Raw genomic sequence first — 15,052 nt, forward strand, 5'->3', positions numbered from 1 at the left:
TCGTCGGCGACGAGCCGCCTGTCACGCGGAGATCGGGCCGGGGCGCCGCGCGGTGGCGGGGTCGCCGGCCGTCGATAATCGGGGGCGGCCCGGCCGGGACGGCGGAGTTCGCCGGAGCGCGGCGACCGTCCGGGCGCGGCGCATCGGACGCGGGGCAGTCGGTACGTTCCGGAGCGCCGGCGGGGCCGGTATCACCCGATGGGCGCAATCGGCGCGCCGGCGAGCGTTCGCCGCTCGGGAATCGGGATATCGGACGATGGAGGCGCGCTCGTCGAGAACGCCGGCGCGGCCGCCGAGAACGGGAATCCGGGAAGCGGCCGGACCGGGCGAAGACGGTGGCACGGCACGACCCGGCACAACGAATCCCTCCCGCTTCGTCAGGTGACTTACGGCGTGAATTGTAGGTCAGCGCTGTGGATTACGTGCGGCGAGTGCGGCGCCGCAGGTCATCGGACCCGGTGGGGAGATGACCGGTTCCTGTTTCGAATCGTCGCGGTGGCGTGTTCGTCCGGGGGCTCGCCGGGGGACGGACGACGCCGCCGAAGGCCACCCGGCCGCTCCTGCTTCGCAGGCTGCCCTGCAACCCTCATCGGGAGCGGCCGGGTGACGCGCCGCGCGGTTGGACAGGCCGCACGGCGGGTCTTCAGGACCGGAGCGGTATCACCGACCGGTCTTCAAATAGTTACGCCACCCGCCGTATCCGGTGATGTCGGTGGCGGTACCGGCGGATTCGTAATCGCAGGCGAAACCGGTGACCCACTGCCCGGAATCCAATTCGACCTTGCCGAGCGTCATCGGGGCCGGCAGATTGCTGAGGAAGGTGCCGAGAGCGGCCGGGGAGAGCCGGTACAGTTCGCCGGGCAGCGAACTCCCGGAACCCGCGCCCACGCGGAGCATGCCCGGTTTCGGTGGAGTGGCGGGCAGCGCGACCATACGGTACGCCGCCGAAGTCGTGACCTCACCGAGGAACCGGGCCTCCGCCTGCTCCAATTGGTGGTGCAGCGGGAGGCCGCGCAGATGGGCGCCGACGACCAGGAGGTCGGTGCCGGTATCGGTGAGCAGCGGTGCGGGGGTGTCCAGTAGCCGGGCGGCCAGATCGATACCGACCTGGTCGGCGAACGCGGGGGTCACCAGCATGACACCGAACGGATCACCCGCCGCGGTCTCGGTGCCCGGTACCGCCACGGCCGCCAGATCCAGCAGGTTGCAGAAATTGGTGAAGGTGCCCATTCGGCTGTTGATCGCCACCGGTTCGGCGGTGACCGCCGCGATGGTGGGATGTTCGGTCGTGGTGGGGAGCAGCAGGGCCGGGTATTCGTCGAACAGGCGGCGGGCGGCGGCCGCCGCCCGGGCGAGGCGGCCGAGATCGGTGACGTACTCGTGGGCCGCCGGGCGGGCCGCACCGGCGACGATCTTCGCGACCACCGGGTCGGCGCCAACGGGTGCGCCGCTGAGGAATTCGCCCATCGCGGCGTAACGCTGCGCGACGATGGCGCCGTCGTAGAGGAGTACGGCGGCCTCGAGCAGTTCGCCGATATCCACCGTCGCCACTTCGCCGCCGCTCGCCTTCCAGCGCGCGACCGTGGCGTCGAAGGCGGCTCGATAGGCGGGAGCGAGGGCGGTGAGGTTGTGATCGGCGGGTATCGCGAGGGTCGCCCGGGCCGGGGCGCCCAGCGGGGTGTCCGCGGGCCACGGCCGGGAGCGGGCGTCGGCCGGGTCGGGGCCGATCATGGCCGCGGTCACGGTGGTGGCGAGGGTGAGGTCGCGGGCGAAGACGGTGACCGCGTCGTAATCGGGGCAGGCGGGGACCACGCCGGTGGTGGGGACCAGTCCGAGGGTCGGTTTGATTCCCACGATGCCGTTGAGCGCGGCCGGGACGCGGCCGGATCCCGCGGTATCGGTACCCAGTGCCGCGTCGACCATGCCGAGCGCGACGGCGACGGCCGAACCGGAACTGCTGCCGCCGGAGACCCGGTCGGGGAACAGGGCATTGCGGACCGCGCCGTACGGGCTACGGGTACCGACGAGGCCGGTGGCGAACTGGTCGAGATTGGTCTTCCCGAGTACCAGCGCACCGCGTTCGATCAGGCGGGCCACCGCGGGCGCAGTGCGCTCCGGGATTCGGTCGAAGCCGGGGCAGGCACAGGTGGTCGGGATACCGGCGACGTCGATATTGTCCTTGACGGCGATCAGCAACCCCGCGAGCGGTAACTGCTCACCCGCCGCGAGCCGCGATTCGAGTGCGGCGGCCTCGGCCCGGACCTCGGCTTCGGCACGCAGCGCGATCCAGATCTCGGGCCGGTCGTGTTCACGGATGGCCCGATAGGCGCGCTCCACTTTCTCGGTAGGGGTGCCCGGCGTCTCGGCCGCCGGTTCCACTAGCGGTAGTTGCTCCATGGTCATGCCGCTCCTTCGGTGTCGACGGCGACCAGAGGTGCGCCGGTGGTGACTTGGTCGCCTGCCGCGACGGTGATCGTGTGGACGGTGCCCGCGACTTCCGCGACCACCGGCAGCTCCATTTTCATCGCCTCCAGCACGAGCAGGGTGGTACCGGCCTCGACACGCTCGCCCTCGGCGACCTCGACGCGCCAGACATTGGCCATCATCGGCGCCGCGACGATATGGGCGTCCGCGGGCAGGTCGAGATCCGGGGCGGATTCGGGCTCGGCGGCGAAATCCGCGTCGGAGTCGAATTCGCCCGCGACCTCCCACCGCTGCCGTTCGGCCGTGAACGCGGCCTGCCGGTGCTCGTCGACGGCGGCGATATCGGCGGCGTTCTCCTGTAAGAACGTGAGATGGTCGGCCATCGCGAATTCGCCTATACTCGTGCGCATCTCGTACCGGCCCGCCGCCATGTCGGCGCGCAGATCGAGCAGTTCGCCGGCCTCGACCGGATACCAGCTGATCCGGTCGAAGAACCGGAACAACCACGGTTTACCGGATTCGAACGGTGTCCGCTGCCGGTAACCCGACCAGATCGGGACCGTGCGGCCCACCAGCTGATAGCCGCCGGGGGATTCCATCCCGTAGACGCAGAGGTATTTACCGCCGATACCCACCGCGTCGGAGGGGGTCCAGGTGCGGGCCGGGTTGTACTTGGTGGTCGCCAGCCGGTGCCGGGGGTCGAGCGGGACGGCCAGGGGCGCGCCGAGGTAGACGTCGCCGAGACCGAGCACCATGTACTGGGCGTCGAAGACGATATCGCGCACCTCGTCGATACTGTCCAGACCGTTGACGCGGCGGATGAACTCGATATTGGACGGCAGCCAGGGGGCTTCGGCGCGGACACCGCGACCGTAACGTTCGATGGCCGCCGCGATGGTGGGATCGTCGAAGGACAGCGGCAGTTCGATGAGGCGGCTGGGCACCCGCAGATCGGCGGTATCGGGGATATCGTCCTCGAGTTCGCCGAGCAGCCGGACCACGGTGCGCTGATCGATGACATCGGGGTCGAAGTGCAGATGCAGGGAGCGCACGCCGGGGGTGATATCGATCAGCCCCGGGATGGCGGCCTGTTCGAGGCGTTCGCTCAGGGCGTGGACCCGCATCCGCAGACCCAGATCGAGCTCCATCGGACCGTATTCGATCATCACGTTGTCGTCGCCGCCGCGCAGATACCTGACCTCCGGGGTGCCCGCCGCGGCGTCGCGCCGGCCCAGCACTCCGTTGTCCGTTTCCCGGGACCCGAGGAGTTCGGGAGTGGGCCGGCCGCGGCCGCGCAGGGCGGGTGAGGCGCGGAACGCGGCGGTTCGCTCGTCGGCGACCGGAACGAAACGGACCTGGTCGCCGGGGCGCATCTGGCCGAGTTTCCAGCGGTGTGCCGAGATCACGGTGAGCGGGCAGGCGAAGCCGCCCAGGCTGGGACCGTCGGGACCCAGCAGGATCGGGGTATCGCCGGACAGATTGAGCGCACCGACGCTGTAGGGGCAGTCGTGCAGGTTGGAGGGGTGCAGTCCGGCGTCGCCGCCGTCGGTACGCGACCAGGTCGGTTTGGGTCCGGCCAGGCGCAGACCGGTGCGGTTGGCATGAGCCTGGACCTGCCAGGTGGCGTCGTAGAACTGGGCGATATCCGCGGGGGTGAAGTAATCGGGCGCGGGCTGGGGCCCCTCGCCGACACCGACGTACCAGGTGTGGCCGAATTCGGGTCGTTCGCCGGCCGGGACCGGCGCGGGCTCGAGCAGACCGCCCGCATCGGGTTTGATGCCGAGGATATCGCCCGCCGCGACGGCACGGCCGGTGATGCCGCCGAACCCGCCGAGCGTGAAAGTGGCCGCGCTGCCGTGATAGTCGGGGGCGAGGATCCCGCCGCGTACCGCGAGGTAGGTGCGCAGACCGGTGTCGTGGGGCGCGCCGATATCGAGGACCGAACCGGCGGGGACGGTGACCGGTTCCCACATCGGGACCGGCCGGTCGTCCACGGTGACGAGCGCTTCGGCGCCGGTGACGCAGACGACGGTGGTATCGGTGACGCGGATCCGCGGGCCCAGCAGGGTGGCCTCGAGCCCGTTCTCCCCGAGCGAGTTCCCGACGGCGTGATTGGCGAGCTGGAAGGACAGATCGTCGAACGCGCCCGACGGCGGGATACCGACATTCCACAGCCCGAGCCGGCCCGGGAAGTCCTGGATGGTGGTGGAGACGCCGGCGCGCAGGATCTCCAGGCGGGGGCGGATGGTGGCCAGGCTGCCGAGAGTCGCGGTGGTGTGCCGGGCATCGAGCATGGGGGAACTGGTGGCGGCGGCGCGCAGCTGGGGCAGGTTGGTGGTGATACCGAACATGCGCGTTTCGTCGAGTGCCGCGCGCAGCCGGTGCAGGGCTTCGGGGCGGCTCTCGCCGGAGGTGATGATCTTGGCGATCAGCGGGTCGTAATAGGGGCTGATCTCGGTACCGGTTTCGACCCAGGTCTCCACCCGCGCGGTCGCGCCGGGAATCTCCACCCCGGTGAGGGTGCCCGCGCCGGGACGGTAGTCGTTACCGGGATCCTCGGCGTAGACGCGGGCCTCCACGGCGTGGCCGGAGATCGGCGGGCCGGTATCGGGGATCGTATCGAGGAAGGCGGAATCCCCGCCCGCCAGACGCAGCATCCACTCCACCAGGTCCACGCCGGTGACGGCCTCGGTGACCGGGTGTTCCACCTGGAGCCGGGTGTTCACCTCCAGGAACGATGCCTCACCGCGGTCGACGTCGTAGATGAACTCGACCGTGCCGGCCGAACGATAACCGACATCGCCGAGCAGTTTCCGGCTCGATTCGAGTAGCTGCCGGCTCACGGTGTAGGGGAGACCGGGGGCGGGAGCCTCCTCGATGACCTTCTGGTTGCGTCGCTGCAGACTGCAGTCGCGGGTGCCCAGCGATACGGCGCGCCCGCGACCGTCGCCGAAGATCTGCACCTCCACATGGCGGGCGCGGGCGACGAACCGCTCCAGGTACACCGCCGAGGATCCGAAATTGTTCTGCGCCAGCCGGATCACCCGCTGGTAGGCCTCGGTGAGTTCGGTGGCGTTCGCGCACGCGGCCATCCCGATACCACCGCCGCCCCCGGCCGCCTTGAGCATCACCGGATACCCGATACGCTCGGCCTCGGCGCGGGCCTCGTCGAGACCGGTGAGCAGACCACTCCCGGCCACCAGCGGAACACCCGCCGCCGCGGCGGCCTCGCGGGCGCTGTGCTTGTCACCGAAGAGCCGTAGATGTCCGGCGGCCGGACCCACGAACGCGATCCCGGCGGCCTCGACCTCGGCGGCGAAATCGGCATTCTCGGAGAGGAATCCGTACCCGGGATGGACGGCAGTCGCGCCGGTGGACAGGGCCGCTTCGATCACCGCGTCCGCCCGCAGATACGACTCGGCGGCCGGGGCGGGACCGAGCCGGATCGCGCGATCGGCCATTCGCACATGCTGTGACCCCTCGTCGGCGTCGGAGAACACCGCGACCGTTTCGATCCCCAGCCGCCGCGCGGTGCGCAGGATGCGGCAGGCGATCTCACCGCGGTTGGCGATCAACAGACATTCGGGCAACGGTGTATGCAGTGGCGTATACAACTGCGGGGCGGTCTCGGTCACGGTCGATCCTCTCGGCGTGGACAGTGCGGCTACCGGAGCAGCCGGGGAATTCAGGTCTTGGTCGCGCGGGCCATCCGGGTCAGCTGGAGTACCTGACCGGCGCGATCGGCCACCACGCGGCGGGATTGGTCGATATGGGCGAGCAGTTGCGCACGGGCGCCGGTGAGATCGCGGTCCAGGACGGCCTCGCCGATGGCGATGTGCTCCTCGATGGTCGCGAGCATGCGGTCGGGGGTCAGATAGTCGAACATCCGCACCGGGCGGATCCGGGCGTTGACGGTGCGCAGGGCATCGGTGAGGGCATGGTTGCCGCAGGAATCGAGCAGGACGGTATGGAACTGTTCGTCGGCGTCGACGAAACCGGCATCCGGATCCGGTGGCGCGGTACGGAACGCGCGCCAGCGGTCGATCTCGGGTCCGAGCACGGCACGGTCGTGACCCAGTTCCGGATCCTCGAGGACGCGGGCGATGCCCTGGACTTCCAAGGTGATCCGCAGCTCGTAGTAGTCGCTCAGGGTGTCCAGGCGTGGGCGGTAGGGGAACAGGCCGGCGTCGTGGCGTTCGACCAGGCCGTCGGCCTGCAGCCGGGCCAGCGCCTCGCGCACCGGGGTGCGCGAGACACCGTAGCGTTCGGCCAGCCGTTCTTCGCCGAGCCGCTCCTCGGGCGCCAGCGCACCGGCCATGAGTTCGTCGCGCAGCGCCTTGTACACAGTGTCGCTGCGTGATTCGCGTTTGCTCCGTGGTTCGTTCACGACGCGCAGCCTAGAGAGTCATGGCGGCGCGGACGGTCTCGACAGCGCCGGCCCCGCCCGCCCCGGTAGACGTGACCCGGCCGCTCTCCAGGACGTAGTACCGGCTCGCGGCCCGCAGGGCGAAACCGATGTGCTGCTCCACCAGCAGCACCCCGAGCCCGCCACGCCCCACCAGTTCGGTGACGGTGTTCTCGATCTCGGCCACCACCGACGGCTGGATACCCTCGGTGGGTTCGTCGAGGATCAGCATGCGCGGTTCGGTGATCAATGCCCGGGCGATCGCCAGTTGCTGACGCTGTCCGCCGGAGAGCAACCCGGCGCGACGGTCGAGCAGATCCTTCAGCGCGGGAAACAGATCCAGCTGTTCGTCGATCAGCGCCGCGCCGCGTTTGCGCCCGTCGGCCACCACGCGCAGGTTCTCGGCGGTGGTGAGATGGCCGAAGCACTGCTGCCCCTGTGGGACATAGGCTAATCCGCGTTTCACCCGGGCACTCGGTCGTAGCGAGGTGATATCGGCGCCGTCGAAAAGGATCCGGCCACGGTTGGCGCGCACCAGCCCTACCGCGGCGCGCAGCAGGGTGGTCTTACCGGCACCGTTGTGGCCCATGATCGCGGCCACGCCGTCGGCGGGTACTTCGATCCCGGCGCCGTGCACGACCTCGGTGCGACCGTAACCGGCGTGGACATCGATGAGTTCGAGCATCGCGGTCACCCTTCGTTTCGATCGAGCGTGGGTGGGGCCGCCGCGTGGTCGTGTCCTTCGGCGACCGCCGCGGTGCCCAGGTAGGCCTCCTGTACCGCCGGATCCGCCTGCACCTCGGCCACCGATCCCTCGGCCAGTACCGCGCCGCGGGCCAGCACCGTCACGGAGGTGGCGAAACTGCGCATGAAGTCCATATCGTGTTCGACCACCACGACGGTGCGTTCACCGCCGATACGGCGCAGCAGGTTTCCGGTCTCCTCGCGTTCCTCCTGGCTCATCCCGGCGACCGGTTCGTCCAGCAGCAGCACCGACGCGTCCTGGACGAGCAGCATTCCGATTTCCAGCCATTGCTTCTGGCCGTGCGCCAGGGTGCCGGCGGGTTTATCGCGCAGTGCGGTGAGGCCGATGGTCTCCAGGGCCTGTTCGATCGATTCGGCGACCTCGGCCGGCCGGCGGCGCAGCATGGTCAGGATCGAGCGACCCGCGCCCGCGGCGATATCGAGGTTCTGCAGTACCGACAGTTCCTCGAACACGCTCGCGGTCTGGAAGGTACGGCCCACTCCCAGCCGGGCGATCTGGTGCACCTTCTTGCCGAGGAGTTCGACCCCGGATTTCTGCACCGATCCGGTCGCCGGAACCAGCCCGGTGATCGCGTCGATCATGGTGGTCTTCCCGGCGCCGTTGGGACCGATGAGGAACCGCAGATCACCCTGGAACAGGGTCAGATCCACATCGGAGACGGCTTTGAACCCGTCGAATTCGACGCTGAGCCCGCGGACCTCCAGATAGTCGCTGTGCATTCCGGCATTACCGCCGGCGACCGGTGCGCCGCTCGCCGCGGTCGCGCTCCTCAGTTGCTCGGTCACGGGGACACTCCTACCGGGGTAGCGGCTGCGGGTTCCGGTGCCGGACCGGGCGGTGCCGAATCTTTCTCCTTCGCACCTCTGCGTCGCCGTACCAGCGTGACCAGACCCGCGAGGCCCGCGGGGAAGAAACCGACCACGACGATGAAGAGGATGCCCTGCGCGTAGACCCAGCCCGAGGGGAAATTCTCCGACAGGCTGGTCTGCGCCCAGGCCACCGCGATCGCGCCCAGCACCGGGCCGAGCAGTGTGGTCCGGCCACCGATGGCGACACCGGTCAGGAACGCGATGGAGGGCACGATCCCGATATCGGCGGGAGAGATGATGCCGACGATCGGGACGAACAGCGCCCCGGCGATACCGGCGAACAATGCCGCCACCGCATAGGCGACGACCTTCACATTGGCCGGGTCGTAGCCGAGGAAACGCACCCGCTCCTCCTGATCGCGCACCGCGACCAGCAGTTCGCCGTACCGGCTGTACATCAGCTGCCGGGTCAGCGCGACGATCACCAGCAGGGTGCCCGCCGCGATGAAGAACAGCAGCCGCCGGTTGACCGGGTCGTTCAGGGCGAGCCCGAAGAAACTGCGGAAACGGTTGAGCCCGTTACTGCCGCCGGTGGACTGCTGACCCACCAGCAGGATCGCGAACGCCGCCGCCAGCGCCTGCGACAGGATCGCGAAATAGGCGCCCTTGACCTTGCGTTTGAACACACCGAGCCCGAGCAGTACCGCCACCAGCGGCGGCACGATCAGGATGCCCAGGACGGTGACCACCGGGGAGCCGAACGGTGCCCAGTACCCGGGCAGTTCACGGATACCCGCGATCTGCATGAAATCCGGGACGGCGTCACCGCGGAGCTGCGCGTCGGAGATCTTCAGATGCATGGCCATGATGTAGGCGCCGAGCCCGAAGAACACGCCCTGCCCCAGGGTGAGCATGCCGCCCCGGCCCCAGGCCAACCCGATACCGACCGCCACGATGCCGAAGCACAGGAACTTGCCCAGCAGGTTGAGCCGGAAATCCGAGAGCACCGCGGGCGCCACCGCGAACAGCAGCACGGCGGCGATCGCGAAACCCGAATAGGCTTTCCAGCGGGTCGTCAAGAATCCCCTCATACCAGACTCCTCGACCGAATGATGAACAGTCCCTGCGGGCGGACCTGCAGGAATATCACGATGACGACGAATACGATCACCTTCGCCACCGAGGCGGTGGTGTTGTATTCGATGAACGAGTTCAGCAACCCCAGCGCGATCGCCGCGAGCACCGCGCCCCGGATCTGCCCGAGACCGCCGATGACCACCACCAGGAACGCGTCCACCAGATAGGTGGCGCCGGTATTGGAACTGGTGGAGCCGATCAGCGTCAGCGCCACCCCGGCGACCCCGGCCAGCCCGGAACCGATGAAGAATGTGGTGATATCGGTACCGCGACTGGATATTCCGCTGGTCTCCGCCAGATCACGATGCTGCACCACGGCCCGGATACGCCGGCCCATCGCGGTGTACTTCATGGTGACCGCGACGGCGGTCACGCACAGTACCGCGAGCACCATGATGAAGATCCGGGTCTTGGGGACCACGGCCCCGAGGATCTCCACCCCGCCGCCGAGCCATTCCGGGGTCACCACCCGGACGGCGGGCGCGCCGAAGATATCGCGCGCCGCCTGCTGCAGGATCAGGCCGACTCCGAAGGTCACCAGCAGGGTGTCCAGCGGCCGGTCGTACATGCGTTTGATCAGCGTCACCTCCAGGGCGACACCCATGAGGCCACCGACCAGGAAACCGATGAGCAGCGAGACGATCAGGGAGACCTCGGCGTTGGAGACCAGATATTCCTGCACCGTGTAGGCCGTATAGGACCCCGCCATGATGAACGCGCCGTGGGCCATGTTGATGACCCCCATCTGACCGAAGGTCAGCGACAGGCCCAGGGCGGCGAGCAACAGGATCGATCCCAGACTCAGACCGGTGAACAGCTGGCCGATGACTGCTTCCACGGTGCGTCAGCCCCCGAGTCCCTCGGCCCACGGGTAACCGGCCAGGTACGGGTCCGGTTCCACGGGCTGACCGGAATCCCACACGCTGTAGATCAGGCCGTCGGGCCGGATCTCACCGATACGGGCGGTTTTGGTGATGTGGTTGTTCTCGCCGTCGATGGTCACCAGACCCTCGGGGCCTTCGAAGGTGACCCCACCCGCGGCCTTCTGCACATCCGGGACCGCGAACGACTGTGCCTTCTCGACACTGTTCTTCCACAGGTAGACCGAGACGTAGGCGGCTTCCATGGGATCGGAGGTCGGCTTGTTCGCGCCGAACTTCGCCTTGTACGCCTCGACGAACGCGCTGTTCTGCGGGTTGTCCACGGTCTGGTAGTAGTTCCACGCGGTCAGCTGACCGGCGATGTTCTGTACGCCGATACCACCGACTTCCTCCTCGGCGATGGAGACCGAGACCACCGGCATATCCTTCGCGGTCAGGCCGACGTTCTTGTACTCGCGGAAGAAGGCGACATTGGAATCGCCGTTGAGGGTGTTGAACACCGCGTCGGCATCGGCCGCGCGCACCTTGTTGACGATGGTGGAGAAATCGGTGGAGCCGAGCGGGGTGTAGTCCTCGCCCTTGATCTCGATCCCGTTCGCCTCGGCGTAGGCCTTGATGATGCGGTTGGCGGTCTGCGGGAAGACGTAGTCGCTACCCACCAGGTAGAGCGATTTCACGCCGCGACCCTTGAGATAGTCGAGGGCGGGCACGATCTGCTGGTTGGTGGTGGCGCCGGTGTAGAAGATGTTCTCCGACGATTCCAGGCCCTCGTACTGGACCGGGTAGTAGAGCAGGGCGTTGCGGTCCTCGAAGACCGGCAGCATGGCCTTGCGGCTCGACGAGGTCCAGCCACCGAAAACGGCGGCCACACAGTCGCTGCTGATCAGCTTCTCCGCTTTCTCCGCGAAGACCGTGGGCTCGGAGGCGCCGTCCTCACCGACCAGCTGGATCTGCTTGCCCAGCACGCCACCCGCGGCGTTGATCTCGTCGACGGCGAGCTCGATCGAATCCCGGACGGTGACCTCGGAGATCGCCATGGTGCCCGACAGCGAGTTGAGCGAACCGACCTTGATCGCGGGACCGGCGGTATCGACGCAGGAGGCGGTGCTCGCGCCGGCCTGATCCGAGGCGGAGCTACCGCAGGCGGTGACCAGCAGCGCGGTCGCGCACAGGGCGGCCGGGAGAGCGCGGAGCGTGCGGGCCCGGCGGCGCTCGCGGCGGTTGGGTGTGTGGCGTGATGCCGTGACTGTCATGGGTTTTCCGGATTCTTCGGTTCTGGACGCATTCATGACCGTTCGGCCTCCACTCAGGAAAGGTCAGCCCGCTGACTTGCTCGTATTCGGCGTTGTATACAGCGACGTATACGAGGAATTACGGTAGGGAGGCTGTGTTTCGGCCACGTATCCCAGCGTGAAGCTCGAGTATCGATCGGCCGACGGTGCCGGCCGCCGCTGCTGAGAGCAGATCCGCTCACAGCAGCGTGCCCTCCCGTTCGTCCGCGCGGTCCGGCAGCGTGGTGACCATGGCTCACGACGACAAATCCCCGCTGTTCGGCTGGCGTTCCCGGGAACAGCTGCTGTCCCGGCGCATCCTGGTCCTCGACGGTCCGCTCGACGACGACAACGGCACCCTGCTGGCCACCCAGCTGCTCACGCTCGCGGCCGAGGACGGTGAGGCCGGTATCTCGCTGTGGATCCACTCGCCCGGCGGTTCGGTCCCGGCGATGCTGGCCATCCGCGATGTCATGCGGCTGATACCGAGCCCGGTGGCGACGCTCGCGCTCGGGCTGGCCTGTAGTGCGGGCCAGTTCCTGCTCTCCTCCGGCGAACCGGGAAGACGTTTCGCGCTACCGCACGCCCGGATCCTGATGCACCAGGGTTCGGCCGGTATCGGCGGGTCCACGGTGGATGTCGAGGTCCAGGCCGACGATCTGCGCTACACGGTGGAAACGGTGCTCGGCCTGATCTCCGCCGATACCGGACAACCTTACGACCGGGTGTACGACGATTCCCTGCACGATCGCTGGTTCAGCGCGACCCAGGCCCGGGAGTACGGCTTCATCGACCATATCGTCGGCGATTTCGAGCAGATCGTCCCGCAGCGCCAGAGGGTCGGGATCTCGGCATGAGCGGGCGCGTGACCACGGAGGGCCCGGCCCGATCGCGCCCGGAGGAGGCAGTATGAGTACCTACACGATTCCCAATGTGATCGCCCAGCATCCGCGCGGTGAGCGGATCACCGATATCTATTCGCATCTGCTCGCCGAACGGATCGTCTACCTCGGCACACCCATCGATTCCGGGGTGGCGAACGCCCTTATCGCGCAGCTGCTGCACCTCGAATCGGAGGGCCCGGGCCAGGAGATCGACTTCTATATCAACTGCGAGGGCGGGGACCTGTCGTCGATGCTCGCCGTCTACGACACGATCCAGCACATCGGTGCCCCGGTGCATACGACCTGTGTGGGACAGGCGATCGCGGTCGGCGCGGTCCTGCTGGCCGGTGGTGCCCCCGGGCACCGGGCGATGCTTCCACATGCCCGGGTGGTGCTGCACCAGCCCGCGGCGCGCGGGCAGGGCGCCATCCCCGATCTCATCCTCCAGGCCGATGAACTCGTGCGGATGCGGGCCGAGATCGAAACCATCCTCTCCCGGCACACCGGGCGCACTCCGGAACAGTTGCGCCACGACACCGACCGCGACCGGGTGTTCACCGCGGCAGCCGCCGTCGACTACGGGCTGGCCGATTCGGTGCTGGCGCCGCGGAGTCCGGTCCCCGCCCGGCGGTGACCGGCCGGACGGTAGCGAACTGTGGGCCCCGGTCAGGCGGCGCGGAGCAGTGCGGTGGGGGCCGCACCCGGCCGCCGTGCCGCCGTCGGCCGCCGCCGGGCCCGGAGCTCGTCGGCCACCTGTCCGGTGAGTGCGCCGAGGGAAGTGCCGAGGGCACCCGCCAGCGCGGCGATCATCTCGCTCGAGGGTTCTTTGCGGCCCCGTTCGACCTCGGATAGATACTGCGGCGAAATACCCGCGCGCTCAGCGGTTTCCGCGAGCGTTTCGCTGCGCTCGGTACGCAGCGTGCGTAGCTGTCCGCCGAGGATCTCGCGCCACAGTGGTTCGGGCGGATCCGCCGGCTGCCGGGACGGCCGCTCGGCGCGCCCACCGGGGATCGCCTGGAGTCTGCGGGGCTCGGTCATGGACCGAGCCTAGAACGGAGGTCCGCTGATACGGGCGGATTACGCTACGGGCGTACAACCGTGTAGGGATTCCCGGAGCGCGGCACCGTAATCGATTCGCGTACAACAGCATTGACCGGCGGAAGATTATCGACGCGCCCCGCTGCCGCCCGGAGGGGCCGGCTCGTTCGCTTCTCCGGCACGCATAACGGTCCCACATCTCGGAACGGACCGTCGCCGTGCGCACCACGACCGAGGTGCGTTCGCGCCCCTGGTCGCGCCTTGCCGATCTGCCGGCCGGGGCGAGCCCGCGTCACCGCGGGCCCGCGCTCGGTCAGCTGCTGCCGAAGAGACCGCGCAGCAGGTGGCGGGCCCATTTGGCCGGATCCTGCCAGCCGCGGTCCCGGTCCCAGCCGCGGTCCCGGTGGTCGCCGCGGTCCCAGCCGCGGTCCCAGTGGTCGTCGCGATCGCGGCCGCGGTCCCAGCCGCGATCGCGATCGCCGTGCCGATCCCGGTCGACCTGGGTGTAGCCGGGGGCCGGGGCCGCCGGATCGGCCACCGCGGGCGCGGCGACCGCGGCCAGCGGCAGCAGGGTGATGGCACCCGCGACGGCGATCCGGGCGGCGGCCCGGCGCATCGCGAGTACTCGGTTCGTGCGCAACACTTCGAATCCTCTCGTACTGTGCTTTCCGGCGCAGCCGCGACGACCCGCCGGAAAGCGATAGGTATCCACCCTTGCGCACCGGTCGCGAATGTCACAGACCTTCCGCGAATTCGGTTGAAGAATCATCCCCGGGTACTACGGGATTTCCCGGGGCCCGCGACGAGCGGGGCGAGCGCGATCATCCGTGAGATGGATCGCTCGCGAGGGGGTGTCATATCCGCCCGCCGGAAGCCGCGTTCTCCCTCACAGTGGGGGGTTTACGAGGTGGAGGAACTTTCCGGAACGTGGCATCGTTGTCAGAGAGATCAGGTGGGTCGACCGTGATCCGTCTGGCTCGCAACAGAAAGTATGAAGTAAGTATCATGGCTCAAGGCAGTGTGAAGTGGTTCAACAGCGAGAAGGGCTTCGGCTTCATCGCGCAAGACGGGGGCGGACCTGACGTCTTCGTGCATTACTCCGCGGTCTCCGGCAGTGGTTTCCGGACCCTCGAAGAGGGCCAGCGGGTGGAGTTCGAGATCGGGCAGGGCCAGAAGGGTCCGCAGGCTCAGGATGTTCGCTCCATCTGAGTGATGTGACGATGTAGCGCGGCCCCGCACCCGTAGAGGGTGCGGGGCCGCGCGTCGTTTCGGGCCCCGTGCCGCGGGGGCGGTACCGCCTGTGCCCATGGCGCCTCCGCTCGGCGGGCACGACCCGCAGTTCGCCGCGGCGGCTTCACCTCGGATGCCGGGTCGGCGCGACGAACGCCGCCGCGGTCGCCGAGTATCCTGTCGGTGCTCCGACCTGGGCGAGTGATA

13 protein-coding genes are annotated in these 15,052 nt (G+C 68.5%); 3 read left to right on the top strand and 10 right to left on the bottom strand.

The genetic code is table 11. The annotated features are described in order from the left end of the window. Positions 1-660: 660 nt before the first annotated feature. The 8 genes from atzF to urtA form a co-directional block, all read right to left on the bottom strand. On the bottom strand, positions 661-2,397 hold the full coding sequence (atzF, locus tag ACWEWT_RS18340) for an allophanate hydrolase (protein WP_452560452.1): 1,737 nt from the start codon (positions 2,395-2,397) through the stop codon (positions 661-663). Between the two features lie 2 nt (positions 2,398-2,399). Next, complete coding sequence (uca, locus tag ACWEWT_RS18345; RefSeq protein ID WP_452560454.1) at positions 2,400-6,038, bottom strand: urea carboxylase; 3,639 nt, start codon at positions 6,036-6,038, stop codon at positions 2,400-2,402. 71 nt (positions 6,039-6,109) lie between these two features. Beyond that, positions 6,110-6,811 carry a GntR family transcriptional regulator gene (locus tag ACWEWT_RS18350; RefSeq protein ID WP_452560358.1) on the bottom strand — a complete coding sequence of 234 codons (702 nt, stop codon included), beginning with the start codon at positions 6,809-6,811 and terminating at the stop codon, positions 6,110-6,112. Positions 6,812-6,821: 10 nt separating this feature from the next. Next, positions 6,822-7,514, bottom strand: coding sequence for an urea ABC transporter ATP-binding subunit UrtE (gene urtE / locus ACWEWT_RS18355; RefSeq protein WP_452560456.1), 693 nt, complete (start codon positions 7,512-7,514; stop codon positions 6,822-6,824). A 5-nt stretch (positions 7,515-7,519) separates the two neighbouring features. Continuing rightward, positions 7,520-8,314: an urea ABC transporter ATP-binding protein UrtD gene (gene urtD, locus ACWEWT_RS18360; RefSeq protein ID WP_452560458.1), complete on the bottom strand. Its 795-nt coding sequence runs from the start codon at positions 8,312-8,314 to the stop codon at positions 7,520-7,522. 62 nt (positions 8,315-8,376) lie between these two features. Continuing rightward, complete coding sequence (urtC, locus tag ACWEWT_RS18365) at positions 8,377-9,495, bottom strand: urea ABC transporter permease subunit UrtC (protein ID WP_452560360.1); 1,119 nt, start codon at positions 9,493-9,495, stop codon at positions 8,377-8,379. Continuing rightward, positions 9,492-10,379 carry an urea ABC transporter permease subunit UrtB gene (urtB, locus tag ACWEWT_RS18370; protein WP_452560362.1) on the bottom strand — a complete coding sequence of 296 codons (888 nt, stop codon included), beginning with the start codon at positions 10,377-10,379 and terminating at the stop codon, positions 9,492-9,494. The genes urtC and urtB overlap by 4 nt, the downstream gene beginning before the upstream one ends. Before the next feature lie 6 nt (positions 10,380-10,385). After that, complete coding sequence (urtA, locus tag ACWEWT_RS18375; protein WP_452560363.1) at positions 10,386-11,675, bottom strand: urea ABC transporter substrate-binding protein; 1,290 nt, start codon at positions 11,673-11,675, stop codon at positions 10,386-10,388. A 269-nt stretch (positions 11,676-11,944) separates the two neighbouring features. Here urtA and ACWEWT_RS18380 point away from each other — a divergent pair, with 269 nt between their 5' ends. Then, the gene (locus tag ACWEWT_RS18380; RefSeq protein ID WP_452560365.1) at positions 11,945-12,550 is read left to right on the top strand and encodes a ClpP family protease; all 606 of its coding nucleotides are present in this window, start codon (positions 11,945-11,947) and stop codon (positions 12,548-12,550) included. 52 nt (positions 12,551-12,602) lie between these two features. Beyond that, on the top strand, positions 12,603-13,211 hold the full coding sequence (locus ACWEWT_RS18385; RefSeq protein WP_452560367.1) for a ClpP family protease: 609 nt from the start codon (positions 12,603-12,605) through the stop codon (positions 13,209-13,211). A 32-nt stretch (positions 13,212-13,243) separates the two neighbouring features. Here the strand turns inward: ACWEWT_RS18385 and ACWEWT_RS18390 are convergent, their stop codons facing one another. Both ACWEWT_RS18390 and ACWEWT_RS18395 read right to left on the bottom strand, forming a co-directional pair. Further along, entirely contained in the window at positions 13,244-13,615 is a 372-nt protein-coding gene (locus ACWEWT_RS18390; RefSeq protein ID WP_452560369.1) for a helix-turn-helix domain-containing protein, read from the bottom strand. Between the two features lie 313 nt (positions 13,616-13,928). Further along, the gene (locus ACWEWT_RS18395; RefSeq protein ID WP_452560370.1) at positions 13,929-14,258 is read right to left on the bottom strand and encodes a hypothetical protein; all 330 of its coding nucleotides are present in this window, start codon (positions 14,256-14,258) and stop codon (positions 13,929-13,931) included. Positions 14,259-14,620: 362 nt separating this feature from the next. Between ACWEWT_RS18395 and ACWEWT_RS18400 the strand changes: the two genes are divergently transcribed. Further along, entirely contained in the window at positions 14,621-14,824 is a 204-nt protein-coding gene (locus ACWEWT_RS18400; protein ID WP_357235719.1) for a cold-shock protein, read from the top strand. The last annotated feature ends 228 nt before the right edge of the window (positions 14,825-15,052 follow it).

The organism is Nocardia sp. NPDC003963, assembly GCF_053605105.1.